12 protein-coding genes are annotated in these 16,898 nt (G+C 62.6%); 11 read left to right on the top strand and 1 reads right to left on the bottom strand.

Annotated features, from left to right (window positions below):
* Nucleotides 1-8: 8 nt before the first annotated feature.
* The 5 genes from DWV48_RS04265 to DWV48_RS04245 all read left to right on the top strand — a co-directional run bounded on the left by DWV48_RS04265 (nt 9) and on the right by DWV48_RS04245 (nt 5,495).
* On the top strand, nt 9-950 hold the full coding sequence (locus DWV48_RS04265; RefSeq protein WP_118653599.1) for a DNA-directed RNA polymerase subunit alpha: 942 nt from the start codon (nt 9-11) through the stop codon (nt 948-950).
* Nucleotides 951-977: 27 nt separating this feature from the next.
* Complete coding sequence (rplQ, locus tag DWV48_RS04260) at nt 978-1,475, top strand: 50S ribosomal protein L17 (RefSeq protein ID WP_118653598.1); 498 nt, start codon at nt 978-980, stop codon at nt 1,473-1,475.
* 215 nt (nt 1,476-1,690) lie between these two features.
* Nucleotides 1,691-4,015, top strand: a complete 2,325-nt coding sequence (locus DWV48_RS04255; protein ID WP_118653597.1) for an ATP-binding cassette domain-containing protein — start codon at nt 1,691-1,693, stop codon at nt 4,013-4,015.
* A 61-nt stretch (nt 4,016-4,076) separates the two neighbouring features.
* A complete protein-coding gene (truA, locus tag DWV48_RS04250) occupies nt 4,077-4,904 on the top strand; it encodes a tRNA pseudouridine(38-40) synthase TruA (RefSeq protein ID WP_118653640.1) in 828 nt (275 codons plus the stop codon).
* A 153-nt stretch (nt 4,905-5,057) separates the two neighbouring features.
* A complete protein-coding gene (locus DWV48_RS04245) occupies nt 5,058-5,495 on the top strand; it encodes an arginine repressor (RefSeq protein ID WP_118653639.1) in 438 nt (145 codons plus the stop codon).
* 168 nt (nt 5,496-5,663) lie between these two features.
* Here DWV48_RS04245 and DWV48_RS04240 read toward each other — a convergent pair whose 3' ends face one another.
* The gene (locus tag DWV48_RS04240) at nt 5,664-7,874 is read right to left on the bottom strand and encodes a transglycosylase domain-containing protein (RefSeq protein WP_118653596.1); all 2,211 of its coding nucleotides are present in this window, start codon (nt 7,872-7,874) and stop codon (nt 5,664-5,666) included.
* A 181-nt stretch (nt 7,875-8,055) separates the two neighbouring features.
* On the opposite strand from DWV48_RS04240, the gene DWV48_RS04235 reads away from it, so the two are divergent.
* The 6 genes from DWV48_RS04235 to DWV48_RS04205 all read left to right on the top strand — a co-directional run bounded on the left by DWV48_RS04235 (nt 8,056) and on the right by DWV48_RS04205 (nt 16,741).
* The gene (locus DWV48_RS04235; protein WP_158574815.1) at nt 8,056-10,152 is read left to right on the top strand and encodes a U32 family peptidase; all 2,097 of its coding nucleotides are present in this window, start codon (nt 8,056-8,058) and stop codon (nt 10,150-10,152) included.
* A gap of 113 nt (nt 10,153-10,265) precedes the next feature.
* Nucleotides 10,266-11,480, top strand: a complete 1,215-nt coding sequence (gene tyrS, locus DWV48_RS04230; RefSeq protein ID WP_199588895.1) for a tyrosine--tRNA ligase — start codon at nt 10,266-10,268, stop codon at nt 11,478-11,480.
* 340 nt (nt 11,481-11,820) lie between these two features.
* Nucleotides 11,821-13,683: an adenine deaminase gene (locus tag DWV48_RS04225; RefSeq protein ID WP_233546135.1), complete on the top strand. Its 1,863-nt coding sequence runs from the start codon at nt 11,821-11,823 to the stop codon at nt 13,681-13,683.
* Between the two features lie 175 nt (nt 13,684-13,858).
* Nucleotides 13,859-14,662, top strand: coding sequence for a Cof-type HAD-IIB family hydrolase (locus tag DWV48_RS04215; protein ID WP_118653593.1), 804 nt, complete (start codon nt 13,859-13,861; stop codon nt 14,660-14,662).
* A 226-nt stretch (nt 14,663-14,888) separates the two neighbouring features.
* Complete coding sequence (locus DWV48_RS04210) at nt 14,889-15,176, top strand: ACT domain-containing protein (RefSeq protein ID WP_118653592.1); 288 nt, start codon at nt 14,889-14,891, stop codon at nt 15,174-15,176.
* 116 nt (nt 15,177-15,292) lie between these two features.
* The gene (locus DWV48_RS04205; protein WP_118653591.1) at nt 15,293-16,741 is read left to right on the top strand and encodes a citrate synthase; all 1,449 of its coding nucleotides are present in this window, start codon (nt 15,293-15,295) and stop codon (nt 16,739-16,741) included.
* The last annotated feature ends 157 nt before the right edge of the window (nt 16,742-16,898 follow it).

The following is a 16,898-nucleotide window of genomic DNA, read 5'->3' as shown; positions in this document are numbered from 1 at the left end:
GGTATTACATGTCCGAATTCATCAGGCCCCAGGTTCACGTCGAGGAGATCAGCGAGACTGCTGCTCGCGTTTCCGTCGAGCCTCTGGAGCGCGGGTATGGCGACACGCTGGGTAACTCCCTGCGCCGCGTGCTGCTTTCCTCGCTCGAGGGTGCAGCCGTCGAGGCCATCCAGATCGATGGCGCCCAGCACGAGTTCACCACGATTCCCAACATGGTCGAGGATGTCACCGACATCGTCTTGAACGTGAAGGGTCTCGTGTTCCGCACGCTTGGTACCACGGACGAGGGCACTGCGACTATCTCGGTCGATGGCCCGTGCGAGGTTACCGGCGCAGACTTCTTCATTCCGTCCGAGTTCGAGCTCGTCAATCCCGAGCAGCACATCGCGACCCTCACCGAGGGTGGTCATCTGACCATGAGCATGCGCATCGGGTATGGTCGCGGCTACGTGTCCTACGAGCAGAACAAGCGCGACAATGATCCTATCGGCATCATCAACGTCGACTCGCTCTTCTCCCCGGTCAAGCGTTGCGCCAAGCTCGTTGAGGCGTGCCGCGTTGGCCAGCACACCGACTACGACCGTCTGGTTCTTGAGATTGAGACCAACGGTGCGCTTTCCCCGCGTGACGCGGTTGTGTCTGCGGCCAACATCATCAACCAGCACATGGCTGCGTTTATGACCCTGGCCGACGAGCCCGAGGCGGAGGAGGAGATTTCCATCTTCGCCCCCGAGGTGACGAGCGACAATGCCGAGCTTGACAAGCAGATTGAGGACCTGGACCTTTCCGTCCGCTCTTACAACTGCCTCAAGCGTGCGAGTATTCACTCCGTGCGCCAGCTGGTCGAGTTCTCCGAGAACGACCTGCTGAACATCCGCAACTTCGGCGTGAAGTCGATCGAGGAAGTCAAGGACAAGCTTGAGTCCATGGGTCTGAGCCTCAAGGCTTAAACCCTAGGTATAGAGGAGAACTAGACCATGCGTCACAATAAGAAGAAAGGCCTGAAGCTCGGCACCGACGCCAGCCACACCAAGGCCATGAAGAAGAGCCTTGCCAAGGCGCTCTTCGAGAACGATCGCATCAAGACCACCGAGACGCGCGCCAAGGCCCTGCGTTCCTATGCTGAGCCGATCATCACCTGGGCCAAGAAGGGCGACCTGCACTCTCGTCGTCTCGCCATCGCCAAGCTCGGTGATAAGAATCTCGTTGCTGAGATTTTCGACAAGGCCGCTCAGGGTATGTGGGCCGACCGCAATGGTGGTTACACCCGCATCATGAAGCTCGGTCCGCGCAAGGGCGATTGCGCTGAGATGGTCATCATCGAGATCGTCTCCGAGCCTTGCACCCCTAAGGCGAAGAAGGCTGCTCCGGCTAAGAAGGCCGCTGCTCCTAAGGTCGTCAAGAAGGACGAGGCCGTCGAGGAGGCTGCTGAGGTCGTCGAGACCGAGGCCGCTGTCGAGGAGACCGCTGAGTAGCACGTAGCTGCTCGTGCATCACATTGAAGAGGGGTACGTTCGCGTGCCCCTTTTTGTTTTACCTGGGCGACTGGCGGCGGGCAGTTCACTCCCTGTTCGGGCAGTCCTGGCTCGCACGAAGGGCCCACTGGGCCCTTCGGCTCGTGCGGAACTCGCATTGAGTGAACTGCCCGCCGCCAGTCGCCCAGGCAAAACAAGAGAAAGGGGGCGAGAACGTGCTTGAAGTGAAGGATGTTGGCGTGGTGTTGGATGGGGCTGAAGTCCTGTCTGGTTGCTCATTCTCCCTTGCTCCGGGTGAGATTGTTGCCCTAACGGGAGATAACGGGTGCGGAAAGTCCACCCTTGGTCGTGTGTTGTGCGCGGCGCAGCTGGTTGACGATGGCTGTGTGGTTGTCGATGGTCACGACCCCTCTGCTAACGAACGTGAACGCCTCATGGTTCGGTCGCTTGTTGGCCGTGTGTGCCAGGATCCCGTTGATCAAATCGTTTCCTCCCTCGTATTTGACGAGATTGCCTTTGGGCCCCGTAATCTTGGCCTGTCGGAAGAAGAGGTGTCTCAGCGTGTCGACTGTGCACTTCGCCGTGTAGGGTTATCAGGGTTCCAGGATCGCGTTACGACGGCACTTTCCGGCGGAGAGCAGCAACGCATCGCCCTTGCCGGTGTGCTCGCCATGACTCCTCGATATCTTGTGCTTGATGAGCCTACCGCGCAGCTCGATCCGGCGGTCCGCGAATCACTCCGTACGCTCTTTCGCACTCTTGTCCATGAAGACGGCATCGGCGTCGCTCTCATTACGCACGACCCGCTTGAGATCGCTCTTGCAGACCGCATCGTGGATGTTGCCTCCATCAACGGAGCTCTAGGCGCCTCCGAGTCTGCTTGTCGCGCGTCTTCCGGCCCTCAGGCTGTGCAACATTCCTTTGGCTCTTGCACGGGTCGGGAGGCTGCCAGGTGCCGAGCTGTTGCCACGCCGTGCGATGCGCCGATCCTTGAGGTGGAGGGTGTCTCGTTTAGCTATGGCGATCGTGCCGTCCTCAAGGACATTTCGTTTTCGCTGCACGCCGGCGAGGTGGTGTTGCTCACGGGCGCATCGGGTGCCGGCAAGTCGACGCTTGCCTCGCTTGTCGCGGGATTGGTCTCGCCTGATGCGGGCTCCATTCGCCTTCACACCTGCGCGGACAACTCCTCCGTCGCAGATGTTGCCCCTGCTTCCCCGGTGCATCCAGTTCCCGGCACTGTCGGGCTGTCGTTCCAGCAGCCAGAAGCGCAGTTTTTCCTCGAGACGGTCTACGACGAAGTCGCCTATGCTCCGCGCAACCTTTCGCTCAGTGAGGACGAGGTCGATCGTCGGGTCTTTAAGGCCATCGATGCCGTAGGGCTCGATCGGAAGCTTGCCGATGCCTCTCCTTTTGAGCTTTCCGGGGGGCAGGCTCGCCGCGTTGCGCTTGCATCGGTGCTTTCGCTCGATGCGTCCGTATACGTGCTCGATGAGCCGAGCGCCGCCCTTGATGCGCGGGGCAGGGCATTCGCGCACCGTTTCGTGACGGATCTTGCCGCGGAGGGCCGGTCGGTTTTGGTGATTACGCATGATGTCGATGAGTGGCGTCCCTTTGCGACACGCGAGCTCATGTTGTCAAATGGGTCCCTACATGCAGCCCGCGCGCCTGAAGGCCCCTCAGATGCCTCTTTACAGCCGTTTGCGGGTGACTCTGCCATGGGTCATGCGTCGAGGGGGCCTCAAGCGTTTGGCACGGTTTTTGGTGAGTATGTTCCCGGGACACCCGTTGCACGCCTCGATGCCCGTGTGAAAATCGTGCTTCTGTTGCTTGCGACGGCTGGGGTCTTTTCTGCCGGAGTGCCGGCCATGCTCGTTGTTTGGCTGCTGATCCTGTTCGGCTGCCTCGCGTCGTCGCGCATGCGGTTGGGCCGTGTGCTGCGCGGCATACGACCCGTTGCCGTCATCCTCGCGTTCACGCTCGTTGCGAACCTGGTGTCGTGCGATGGCCGGGGAACGGTGGAGTTGGTTGGCGCGATTGGTCTCAGCCCGGCGGGAGGCTTGCGGGGACTCATGGCTATAACGCGCATCTTGTTACTCGTGGGCTTCTCACTCGTTGTTGCCTCGTCGACGACCGCGACTCAGCTGAGTGATGCCTGCGTGCGCCTGTTGAGCCCCCTGGCCCGTTTTGGTGTGAGCGTGGGTCCTTTGGGCACCGTGCTCGCCGTGGCACTGCGATTCATCCCGCTCGTGAGTGAGGAGCTCAATCGGATTCGACTCGCCCAGCGTGCGCGCGGAGCCCAGTTCGATGCCGGTCCGCTCTTCTCGCGCATCGGCGTGTGGGCTTCGGTGTTCACGCCCCTCATGATTGGCCTGTTCCGCCGTGCGGATCGTTTGGCCGAGGCCATGTCCGCCCGTTGCTATGATTCCGTTGCCGCTGGGAAACTGCCCGCTCCTCGTCGATTGGCTCCTTATGATCGCCTTGTGCTCGCATTGGGGGCGGCGCTCGTGCTCGTCTTGACCATCCTGGGTTTATGTTGGTGATTTTGGTAGCATAGGCACGAAAGATTGCAATAAGGAGGCTTCAGTGGCCCAAACAGACGATATGCGCGTGGGCGCGCCGTCCTATTTCGAACCGGAGGTGCTCGACGGCACCTTGGTGTTTCGGCTGGGCTACGATGGCGCCGGCTTCTCCGGGTTTGCCGAGCAACCGGGGCTTAGGACGGTCGCAGGGGAGGTCCGCTGCGCGCTCGAGACCTTTTTACGCCGTCCTATCGACCTCACGTGTGCCGGTCGCACCGATGCAGGTGTTCACGCCATAGCGCAGTACGTGAGCGTCCCCGCACACCATGATGAGTTGGCCATCGAGCATCGACGGTGGATGCGCGCGATGGCGGCCTTGCTCCCCGATGACATAGCGCTTGGTAGGGTGTTTCATGCCTCCTCCGGCTTCTCGGCTCGCTTTGACGCGCGTGCTCGAACCTATACCTATCGCATAGCTACGGGCGACGCACCGCCGCTGCTCACGCGCAAGGTGACTTGGTGGCATCGACTGCCCTTGGATGTCGAGGCGATGGAGTGCGGCGCTTCGTATTTGGTGGGGGAGCATGACTTCAAGAGCTTCTGCAAGATGTCTTCCGCCATCGGCAAGCCCACGTGTCGCAACGTGATTGAGGTCTCCTTCGAAAGGGAGGGCGCGCTGGGTGAGGAGCACATAGCCTTTACCATCACGGGTAATGCGTTCCTGCATTCCATGGTCAGGACGATCGTTGGGACCCTCGTTGAAGTCGGCGCGGGTCGTCGAGATCCGGAGTGGGTTTTAGAGGTGATTACAGCGTGCGATCGTCGGGCGGCGGGCCCTACTGCTCCTGCGCGTGGTTTGTGCTTTATGGACGTGGCATATGACGATGGAGCTTTGACGGCCTGCCCGTAAAAATGCTTCAATATGCACATATATGATTGCATTTGCCTGTTCTATGCAAAAATGTTTCAATTAGATAGCGTGATGCCTGCTAATCCGTTTTAAAGAGATTCGGCGGTATGCTGTACTCGAAATGTGGGGAACCGCTAGGGAATGGTGGAGAACATGGCCAAAAAACGCAATGGCCGCCAAGATGCTATTCGAGAGATCGTCCGAACTGAGGACGTGCGCACTCAGCGCGTGCTCGTGGACGAGCTTAAAGCGCGTGGGTTCGATTGCACGCAGGCGACCGTCTCGCGCGATATCGCCGACATGGGGCTTCGTAAGCTGCCCGAGGGCATGTACGTCCTTGCGGAGGATCTACATCTGCAACGTATGGTCTCTGAGCTCGTGGTTGGCGTTCAGCGCACGGAGAACCTCGTCATCATCAAGGCGCAGCCCGGTACCGCCCTGGGCATCGCCGCGGCAATCGATGCCGCCGAGCTGCCCGATGTTCTCGGCTCGCTGGCTGGAAACGACACGATTCTCGTCATCACGCAGACGCCGTTGGACGGAGAGACGTTTGAGGCGATGATCTCCAAGCTGAGGAGCGTGCGCAAGTGAGCCCGATGGTAATCCATATGCTCCTGTTCGCCTTACTCATCACGTTGCCCATTGTGCTTGTTTTGTTGCTGGTGGCGTACTGGCGTCGCTTGCATCGATAGGGGAGCATGAGACTCCAAAAAGAAAAACCCTCGTCCCTATGGACGAGGGTTTTTGTATGGCTGTCTCCTATGCGGTTGGCGTCGTGGTTTGTCCGCCGCCCGTTGTACCGCCACCGGTGGTGCCGCCGTCGGGCACCTCAGGCTCGGGTTCGGGCGTGGGCTCAGGCTCGGGTTCCGGAGTAGGCGTCGTGGGCTCCTGAGGCGTGGTCGGCTGCTCCGGCGTGGGCGTCGTGGTCTGCTGCTGTTCGGTTTCCTCCGTCGTCTCCTCTTCCTTTTCCTCGTCCTCGTCTTCGCCCTTGGGGTTGGTCTTGGAGAACTTCCACTCGGAGTCCTTCTTGTAGGTGGGTGTTTCTCCGGTGGGGAACTCCTCGCGAGCAAGCCCGTTCAGAATCTGTTGCATCAGGCTCTTGAACACCGGGAGCGTCATCTGGTTGCCCATAAGGGAACCGAGGTCGACGGTGCCGTTGTAGCCGCCCACCCAGATTGCGGTGGCATACTGCGGGGTGTAGCCCACAAACCACAGGTTGGTTGCGGTGTCCGCGGTGCCGGCCGTACCGGTCTTACCGGCGACGGGCTGGTTCATGTACGGGTTGCCAGGAGCGCCCAGGCCGTTGGTCATGACGCCCTCGAGGACATCGGTCACGGCTGCGGCCACTCCAGCGGAAATGACCTGCTTGCCAGCGTCTTCGTGCTTGTACACGGTTTTGCCGCCGCGCCCCACGATCTCGGAGATCGCGACGGGCTCACGATAGTAGCCACCGTTCGCGAAGACGGCGTAGGCGGATGCCATCTCAACGGTGGAGAAACTGCCCGTACCAAGGGTCATGGACAGGACATCGTTCATCTCGGAGGTGTCGAGCCCAAGCTTCTTGCACATGGCGATGATGTTCTGGTTGCCGATGGTCTCTGCTACCTGCAGGTAGCCGGTGTTGGACGAGAGCTCGGTCGCGCGGGCGAGCGAGATGTAGCCCATGCTCTGGTTGCCGTAGTTTTGCGCCACGTAATCTGCCTGCCCGGCGATCTTCCAGGTGAGCGGCGAGTTGCAGTTGATCGTGATGTTGGGGTTCATGCCCATCTCGATGGCGGTGGCGAGCGTGAACGTCTTGAACGATGAGCCGGGCTGGTTGCGCGAAGTCGCATGGTTGATGTGGAGGACGCTGCCGTCGTCCTCGACGCGGTTGTAATCGCGCCCGCCAACCATCGCCTTGATGTACCCGGTCTTAGGGTCGATGACCGTCATGCCGATGTCGAGGTCCTTGGCGTCGCGTGCGGCGGCGGGGTACTTGTTGATGTTCTCCACCGCGGCGGTCTCAGCGGCCTGCTGCACCGCGGGGTCGAGCGTCGTCTTGACGGTGAGACCGCCTTTGAACAGGACGTCGGTCGAGAACTCCTCTTGAAGGAGGGTTTTGACGTAGTCGACAAAGTACGGCTGTGAGAAGACGTTGATGCCGGACTCGGAGACCTCGGTCACGTTGAGCGCGAGCGGCTCGGCCACGGCGGCGTCGTATTCTTCTTGGGTGATGGTGCCCAGGCGGAGCATGTTGCCCAACACCTTGTTGCGTCGCTCGACGGCGACGTCTGGATTAACGGTGGGGTCGTAGTATGAGGGCGAGTTGGGTAGGCCGATGAGTAGGGCTGCTTCGGCGAGCGTGAGGTCACTCGCGTTTTTGGAGAGGTACGTTTGTGAGGCGGCTTGGATGCCGTAGGCTCCGTGGCCGTAGTAGATGCAGTTGAGGTACATCATCAAGATCTCGTCTTTGGAATAGATCTTTTCCATTTCGAGGGCGATGTAGGCCTCGCGCACCTTACGCTCGATGGTCTGGTCGAATTGCTCCTCCGAGAGGATGGTATTACGCACGAGCTGCTGGGTGATGGTCGAGGCGCCCTCGGAGCGACCGGTGAGCTGCGCGAGCACAGCGCGGCCGATGCCGATGATATCGACGCCCGGATGCTCGTAAAAGCGCTCGTCCTCAACGTCGACGGTGCCCTGGAGAACCCACGGCGATACCTGGTCGGCGGTGACGCTCTCGCGGTTCTGGACAAAGAACTCGGCGATCTCGTTGCCCGCGGCGTCAAGGATGTGCGTGGGCTCGCTCACGAGGTACTCGTCGGCATTCGTGTAGTCGGGAAGATCGGAGAGCCAGCGGTTCACGTTACCGATCATGCCAATGCCGAACGCGATGCCCGCCACGAGCAAAAAGCCGAGAGCGGAGACGAGGATGACGGGGACGGCGTGCGTTTTTGCGCGGCTGCGCGCGTAGCGCTGTCGATGACCCATAAACGACCTCCCATATACAGGTGGGCGCGTGCCCAAAAGCCGTAACACATAGATATTCATACGATAGCGCAAGCAGCGCAGACGTCCGCTCGGGTATCCTTACTCAATGCGAAAAACACGTTGGAGCGTTCAGATTGCGCCGTACAGGTTGATGGGGCGCGTGAGAGGGGAGGCATCGAGTATGGTCGAGTTGCTGGCTCCGGCGGGCACGCCGGATGCGTTTCGAGCGGCGATTGCGGCGGGGGCGGATGCCGTGTACGTGGGGCTCGGCTCCTTTAATGCGCGTGCGGCGAACGGCGGGTTCTCGCTCTCCGAGCTTTCGCGCGGCTGCGCCCTCGCCCACGCACATGGCTCACGTGTTTATGTGGCCCTGAACGTCTGCATGCACGATGACGAACTCGCTTCTGCGCTGGAGCTTGCGTCGGCCGCGCTTGACGCGGGCGCCGATGCGCTGATCGTCGCCGATGTGGGTCTGTGCGACCTCATTCATCGCGAGCTGCCCGGCGTGGAGCTCCACTTGTCCACGCAGACGGGCGCGCAGTCCGTTGGTGCCGTCCGCCTTGCCGTGCGCGAGCTGGGAGTGTCACGCGTGACGTGCGCGCGCGAATTGTCCTTGGCGGAGCTCGCGGGTCTTTGCGCTGGGGGAACGCCCATCGAGGCGTTCTGTCATGGCGCCATCTGCATCTGTTATTCGGGCGCGTGCTCCTATTCGGCTCTCATGCGCGGGCGTTCGGCCAACCGCGGGGACTGCACCCAGCCCTGTCGTCTGGCCTATGCGCTTGAGGACGATGAGGGCCGTCTGCTCGCGGGCGGGGCGTGGGAGCGGGACGTTTCCGAGGCGAGGGGCGCCGGACGCTCCGCCGCACAGGGCGACCGCCTGCTGTGCCCGCGTGATTACCTGGGGATCCGTCATGTTTCCGCGCTGGTTGGCGCCGGAGTCGCGTCCCTTAAGATCGAGGGTCGCATGAAGGGGCCCGATTACGTGTACAACGTCGTGGGCTGTTATCGTGAGGCGCTCGATGCCGCGCTCGCCGGGGTCGAGCTCGATGAGTGCGAGCTGGACGAGTTGGAGGCACGGCTCGCACGGTCGTTCAATCGCGGATTCACCGATGGCTACCTGCGTGGAGGTCACACCGCGACGGGGGCTGGGCTTATGAGCGTAGAGCGCGCCATCAACCAGGGTCTTGAGGTGGGCATCGTAGATGAACCCGGATACGAGGGCGCATGGGTGAGATTTACCCGCGAGGTCGCAGCCGGGGATATGTTGGAGATTTGCTCGACCCCAGGTGCCAATGCCCCTGCCGACGTGCCCAAGCGCTGGCCGATCGTCCCGTGCCCGGCCAACGTGGGCGCCCAAGACCGCGCGTTCGTGCGATGCAAGCGCAAAGTCGAGGTGGGCAGCGCGGTTCACCTGGTTAGGTCTGCTGCGCTGGTTGCTGCCTCGCGTGCCGCCGTCGATATCGTGCGAGACGAGGAACTCTCGTTGGGCTCGGCCCTTACGGAGCCGTGTGAGGGGGATGGGCGTCTGGACGACGGAGGCCGATTCGCCCACGCGCGCCGTAAGTCGCCGCATCTGTCCCCGGCGGAGCGGCGACCTGTCCGCGAGAGTGAACTCTCGCGGCACGATTGCGCGCAAATGAACGATTTTGCTCATCGAGAGTTAACTCTCGGGGCTGCGGGAGGAGCCGAGGGGGCGAGAGCCGCGGGAGGAGCCGCGGAAGGAACTGGGGATGCCGTGCGCGAAGCAGGCGAGCTCGATGGCGTCATCGATTTGGGTGAGGTCTGCCGAGCGGGGGACATACCGTTCGTGGTCGAGGCATGCGCGGCGGTTGCGCGTGGCGAGGCCGACGCCTTACTCTGTCGCAACATCGGGCAAGTCGACGCTGCGTGCGAGGCGGCAGTTGCGTGGGAGGTCGCACCGCCGCTCAATGTGTGGAACGCACAAACGGCGCGCGTCCTACAGGGTTTGGGCGCTCGTCGTATCTGGTTGCCCGAGGAGCTTTCCGATGAAAATGTTGTCGGCGTGCAGAATGCCGCCCGCCTTGCAGGTGTGTCTGTTCCCGTTGCGCGGGTCGCAAGCGGATCGACTCCGCTGATGGTCATGGAGCATTGCGTACTTACTGCCGAGGGACCCTGCGATGGTGCATGCGCGACGTGTTCCCGGCGCCTGGCGAGCAAGCGCGGCGATCGCTTTTTGGTGGAGCTCGACCGAAATGCCTCCGATGCCCGTCTTGCGGTGCGCGTGGACGAGCGGGGGAGGACGCGGCTGTACCGCTGAGGGCGGTTCTGCGTTACACTAATGCCCATATGTCGTTCCCCAGCACCGCCCGTCCGCGCGAGTTCCCGCCGGCACGTGGCGAGGGTGCTATGACCTTGCAGAAAGGTGCACCTATGTTGCCCGTAGACGAGCAGATGCGCATCATCACCTCCGGCGCCGCCAAGATCGTGCCCGAGGCGGACCTCAAGAAGAAGCTCGAGCGCGGCGTCCCGCTCAACATCAAGCTCGGCGTCGACCCCACCAGCCCCGACCTGCATCTCGGCCACGCCGTCCCGCTGCGCAAGATGCGCCAGTTCCAGGACCTCGGCCACCGCGTGACCCTCATCATCGGCAACGGCACCGCCACTATCGGCGACCCGTCCGGCAAGAACTCCACGCGCCCGCAGCTCACCCAGGAGGAGGTCGAGGCCAACGCCGCGACTTACGTCTCCCAGGCGATGAAGATCCTCGACCCCGAGAAGACGACCATCGTCCACAACGGCGACTGGATGTTCCCCATGGGCCTGAAGGAGCTCCTCTCAATCGCGTCCAAGTTCACCGTCGCCCGCATTCTCGAGCGCGACGACTTCACCAAGCGCTACCAGTCCCAGACCCCCATCGCCCTGCACGAGTTCCTGTACCCGATCATGCAGGCCTACGACTCGGTCAAGATCGAGGCGGACGTGGAGATGGGCGGCAACGACCAGCTTTTCAACCTGCTCGCCGGCCGTGAGCTCATGGAGAAGATGGGTATGGAGCCGCAGATCGCGCTCACTATGCCGCTGCTCGAGGGCACCGACGGCACCCGTAAGATGTCCAAGTCCTATGGCAACTACATCGGCCTCACCGACGCCCCCGCGGACATGTTCGGCAAGACGATGTCCATCCCGGACGAGATGATTGGCAAGTACTACCGTCTGGCAAGCTCGCTCGCGCCGGCCGAGGTCGATAAGATCGACGCCGCCTTGGCCGACGGTTCCGCCAACCCCTACGAGCTCAAGCGCGCGCTCGGCCGCGACCTGGTGACCACGTACCACAGCGCCGAGGCCGCGGTCGAGGCCGAGGCCGAGTTCGATCGCGTGCACAAGAATCGCGACATGCCCACCGACATAGCAGAGGTCGCGGTCGAGATCGCGGTGAACGATGAGGGCCTCGTGTACCTGCCCGCCGTGCTCCAGGCCGCCGGTCTGGTCCCGAGCGCCGGCCAGGCCCGTCGCGACATCGACGGCGGCGGCGTCAAGCTCGACGGCGAGCCGGTCTCGCCCAAGACCTACAACGTGGACCCGGCCTCCCTCAAGCCCGGCACGATCCTGCAGGTTGGCAAGCGCCACTTCGCCCGCCTGGCGTAGGGCGTGCCCCTGCGTGTACGACTCCCTGTCCTCGGATGGCGGCGGCGCCTGTACGTCCTTTGGACCGCAATAGCGTCGAGGCGCCCTTCGTCCGCGCTCGCATCCGGTATCCGGATATTGAAGAAAGGTCGACCGGTTTTCTCGGTCGACCTTTTGTTTTGATAAGCGTTTGGGTGCCCTTGCGAAACGAACCCCATTCAGGAGCGGTTTCCCGATGCGCTCGCTCGCGGAAAGGCTGCGCCTGCGATCAGCCGTGAAGGGGCCACGACCAAAAAGGCAACGCTCCTTTCGCATCGGTTCGGCTGCCGCATTGGGTACCATGGATGAAATGACGGCTCACATGAAGGGCGGTGCCAAGGATATGGAACCCAATCTGGTCAAATTGATGCAGGCTCTCATCGACACGGCGGAGGGTCGCGTGCCGGCGGACACGGTGTTCGTGAACGCGCAGATCGTCGACGTGTACCGTTTGCGCGTGGCGCGCGGTCAGGTCGCGGTTACATGCGGCTGCATCGCGGGCGTCCTGTTCGAGGGGCGCGACTGCGCAGACGCGTCCGTTCCCGCCTGGGAGGCCGCCCGCGTCGTCGATTGCGAGGGCCGCTACCTCGCCCCCGGTTTCATCGACGGCCACCTGCACATCGAGAGCTCCAACATTCGCCCGTCCGAGTACGCCCGCATGGCGCTCACCCGGGGCACCACCACCGCCATCGCCGACAGCCACGAGATCGCCAACGTATGCGGCCTCGAGGGCCTTGCGTTCATGATCGAGGACGCCTCCCGTGCGCCGCTCGACATCAAGTTCATGATGCCCTCCTGCGTACCCGCCCTGCCTGACGAGCAGGCCGGAGCCGCGATCACCGCGGCGGACATGGAAGCCTTTATGAACGAGTATCACGGTGCGATCTTCGGCTTGGGCGAGATGATGAACCTGCCCGGCGTGTACGGTGCGGACGAGGAGACCTGCCGCCGCATCGCGGTGGGCGCGAAGACCGCATCCGGCCAGGTGGACGGCCATGCGCCCATGGCGTGCGGCAACGACCTCAACGCCTACGTCGCCGCGGGCATCATCGCCGACCACGAGAACACGGGCGTCGAGGAGGCCCTCGACGAGCTCTCCCGCGGTATGTACGTGATGCTTCGCGAGGGCACCTGCAGTCACGACCTCGCGAATCTCGCCCCGCTCATCGTCGAGAACCCCGCGCTCGCGCGCCGCTGCTGCTTCGCCACGGACGATCGCGCCCCCTCGGACGCCCTCAACGTCGGCATGATCGACAATGCGTGCCGCGTCGCTGTCGAGGCGGGTATCGACCCGGTGGTTGCCATCTCCATGGCGACGCTCTCCACGGCGGACGTCTTCGGTCTCGACCACGGCGCGCTGTGCGCCTTCGACCGTCGCGGCGCCATCGCTCCGGGCAAGCGCGCGGACGTCCTGCTGCTCGACAACCTTGCGTTTGAGGGTGCCCCACATCGCGTATACGTTGCGGGCGAGCTCCTCGCCGAGGATGGTGCCTTCGTGGGCTCCATCGCGCCGGTCGACTCGCGACCCGGCCTCGACAAGCTCGAGGGGCGCCTGCGTGACTCCGTCCAACTGCCCGAGCTCTCGCTCGATGTCTTCTCCTACAAATTCCGCCCCGGTGAAGCCGTCATCGACGTGATCCCCGGTAACGCCGTCACGGGAATGGCACGACCCGAGACCGCCGAGGGCCTCCGCCGCATCATGCTCATCGAGCGTCACGGCCGCGGGGTCGAGGCACAGCTCTCAGGTGCCGACGGCGATGGCGCGGCGGGCACGGGGCTCGCGGGCAGGCACATCGGGCAGGGCTGGGTGCGCGGTTTTGCCATCCGGGGCGCCATCGCGAGCACCATCGGCCACGACTCCCATAACGTCTGCGTGGTGGGCGATGACCCCGCTGACATGCTCGCAGCCGTGCGCGCGGTGGGCTCCGGCGGCTTCGTCCTCGTGCAAGATGGCGAGGTCAGGGCCAAGATCGACCTGCCGCTCGGTGGTCTTATGAGCGACAAGACGGCCGAGGAGGTCGCACGCGAGCACGACGCCTTCATGGAGGCCGGGCGCGCAATGGGCATCGAGCCTCCGCTCGATCCCATCATGGGCATGATCTTCCTGCCGCTGCCGGTTATCCCCACCCTGCGCATTCGCCCCGAGGGCATGTTCGACGTCACGACGTTTTCATACGCCGAGTAGGCCGCGACGCGTTCATTTCCCCGTGGTCCCTGCGAAATATAAGTGCTCGGTAAGGGTTTCGAGCACCTTTGATGCGTGGTGCTTGCATCCGATTGCGTCGGGTACGCTTCTCAACAGGTTGTGCCCCGCGGCCATATATAAGCCGCGGGGCCTGTACACGTAAGGAAGCGTCATCATGGCACGACACATCAAGCTCATCGCCTCCGACATGGACGGCACCCTCCTCGACGAGAGCGGAATGGTTCCCGCCGAGACATACGACCTCATCCTCGAACTCAAGGAGCACGGCGTTCACTTTGCGGCAAGTTCGGGCAGGCGGTATGACCGACTGTGCGAGTTCTTCGCCCCCATAAAGGACAGCATGGACTTCGTCGCATCTAACGGGGCCCAAGTCTACGCGGATGGTGTGCAGATTGACCGAGAGGTGTACTCGCACCTGGCGATTCGCCGCCTGGCACGGACCGTGGCCATGTTTCCTAACATGCATCTGGCGTTATTCGATCGTACAAAGTCCTACCTGCTCGACGATGAGGACATATTTGTACGGGAGGTCGATAAGGACCTTCCCAATGCGGAGCGTATCTATGAGCTTCCGTCGCCGAAGGTCAACATCATCAAGGCGAGTATCTTTTGCGACGATGGTAACGTGATGGACAACGCCTATGTCCTCCAGCGCGAGCTCGGCGATCTGTTCACTTTCGCGCCTTCGGGCAACTCCTATATCGACGCGATGCAGCCCGGGGTGTCCAAGGCGTCGGGCATCGCGTTGCTCATGGACCATTACGGCATCGAGCGTGATGAGGTCATGGCCTTTGGAGACGCGATGAACGATTACGAGATTATCCGATTTGTCGGCACGGGTTGCGCAATGGCCAACGGCCGCCCCGCCTTGCAGGCTGTCGCCGACAGGGTCGTTGGGTGCAACGCCGACCATGCCGTGCAGGCGGAGATGCGCCGAGTCCTCGAGTCGCTGCGGTAACGCGGAGATTTGCAATTTGATTGCATTTGTCGATGCGGGGGTCTCGGCGTGCCTTGTGACACGCGAAATCGGCTAGACTGGGAACACTGCATCGCAATGGAGTGCGCTTGGACATGCCGGATGCTGGCTTAGCGCCGCGTGGCTCCACCCGTCTTCCGCACGCCGTCGAGGGCGGGCACTTTGCAACGATTTGGGCGGCATCGCCGCATGACCCGAAAGGAATCCCATGGCAGAGACCTCTTCCAGCCGCGTCGTCATCACTGTCCTCGGTAAGAACCGCCCCGGCATCGTCGCCGGCATGACGTGCGTCCTATCCGAGGCGAGCGTCGATATCCGCGACATCACGCAAAGCATCATCGAGGACATCTTCACCATGACCCTCATCGCCGACGTGTCCGCCTCGACGCTCGGCTTCTCCGAGCTCCAAGAGGCGCTTTCCGCTAAGGGTGATGAGCTCGGCGTCACCGTCGAGATGCAGCGCGAGGATGTCTTCCAGTTCATGTACCGCCTGTAGCCTGTGCCATTTGGTGACGGGTGCATGTTTGCGCACGGCGTGATCCTCGACTCCGTCCATCGTTCCTCGTTCGCCCCGGCGATATGCCGGGGCGCTTGCCAAATAAGGAGCCCGCTATGTCGTACGACGCCCACAACATCTACTATCGCTTCGACGATCACCTGAGCCGCTTGGTTCTCGATTACGAGGCGAGCCGCCGCGTTGATGAGAATTCCGACCGTCTCTACCACGATATTCCCTCTGAGGAATACTCCGAGGACCTGTTCCGCACCCACAACGTGAAGCGCGGCCTGCGCAATGCGGACGGCTCCGGCGTGGTCGCCGGCCTCACGCGTATCTCGGACGTGCACGGATACAACGTGGTCGACGGTCGGGTCGTGCCCGACGAGGGCCATCTTATCCTGCGTGGTTACGACATCGAGGACCTTATAGAGAATGCCCAGAAGGAGGACCGTTTTGGGTATGAGGAGGTCGCGTATCTGCTCATCACCGGCGAGCTGCCCACTGCCAGCGAACTCGACGATTTCAACGGTCGCCTGGGCGCGTATCGTCATCTGTCGAGTGAGTTCGTGCGTCAGTTTCCCATCACCACGGTGAGCCCCTCGATCATGAATGCGCTGCAGCGCGCCGTGCTGCTGCTCTACGCCTTCGACTCCGATCCGGATTCCATAACGCCCGAGCACGAGGTCGACGTCGCCATCTCGCTGCTGTCCCGTCTGCCCCGTCTTGCCGCCTTTGCCCAGACGTTCCGCACCGCCCAGGTGAGCGGCAAGCGTGCGCCCGTTCCCATTCCGGAGCCCGGCTTCTCCACGGCTGGGGCGATTTTGCAGATCCTTCGCGGCGAGGACGGGTATACCCGCGCCGAGGCCATGCTGCTCGACGTCATGCTCATGCTCCATGCCGAGCACGGCGGCGGTAACAACTCGACGTTCGCCTGCCGCGTGCTGTCCAGCTCCGCAACGGATGCGTATTCCGCTTATGCCGCCGCCATCGGCTCGCTCAAGGGTCCGCGCCACGGCGGCGCCAACGCTAAGGTTGTGGCGATGCACGAGGACATCCGCGCGCACGTGACTAATTGGGATGATGAGGATGAGCTCGCCGCGTACCTGGAGAAGATCTTGCGCCGCCAGGCCTTCGACGGCAGCGGTCTTATCTACGGCATGGGGCACGCGGTCTATACCCTGTCTGACCCGCGCGCCGTGCTGTGCAAGCGCTATGCCCGCGGCCTGGCCCACGCCAAGGGCATGGGGGAGGAATTCGAGCTGATCGAGCGCATCGAGAAGCTCGCCCCGCAGGTGATGGCCGATGTGCGTGGTACCACCAAGCCCATCTGCGCGAACATCGACTTGTACACGGGCTTCATCTACAAGATGCTGGGTATCCCCGACACCCTGTTCACCCCGTTGTTCGCCGTGGCACGCACTGCCGGTTGGGCGGCACACCGCATGGAGGAGCTCATCTGCGCGCACCGCATCATCCGCCCCGCGTATCGCTCGGTGCTCGAGTCGGGCAGATACGTGCCGCTGGCTGAGCGCAAGGGCCGTCGCGAGTGCTTGGCGGGGTAGGTCCTCGCATAAGGAACGCGGTGAGGCACGCTGCCCCCATGCGCCCATGGACCTTTTGTGCACGTTCGCTGCCGCGCGGTGCGTGTGGTAGCATTGACAAGCTATTTTGACTTGGTCGGAAACCAAGTCACCCCTTTGTCCTGGTCGGTAACCAGGA

Origin of the sequence: Collinsella sp. AF08-23 (assembly GCF_003479805.1) — a bacterium.
Lineage (GTDB): Bacteria > Actinomycetota > Coriobacteriia > Coriobacteriales > Coriobacteriaceae > Collinsella.
Note: the sequence above shows the minus strand (reverse complement) of the source record. Positions and strands in the feature narration are given on the sequence as shown.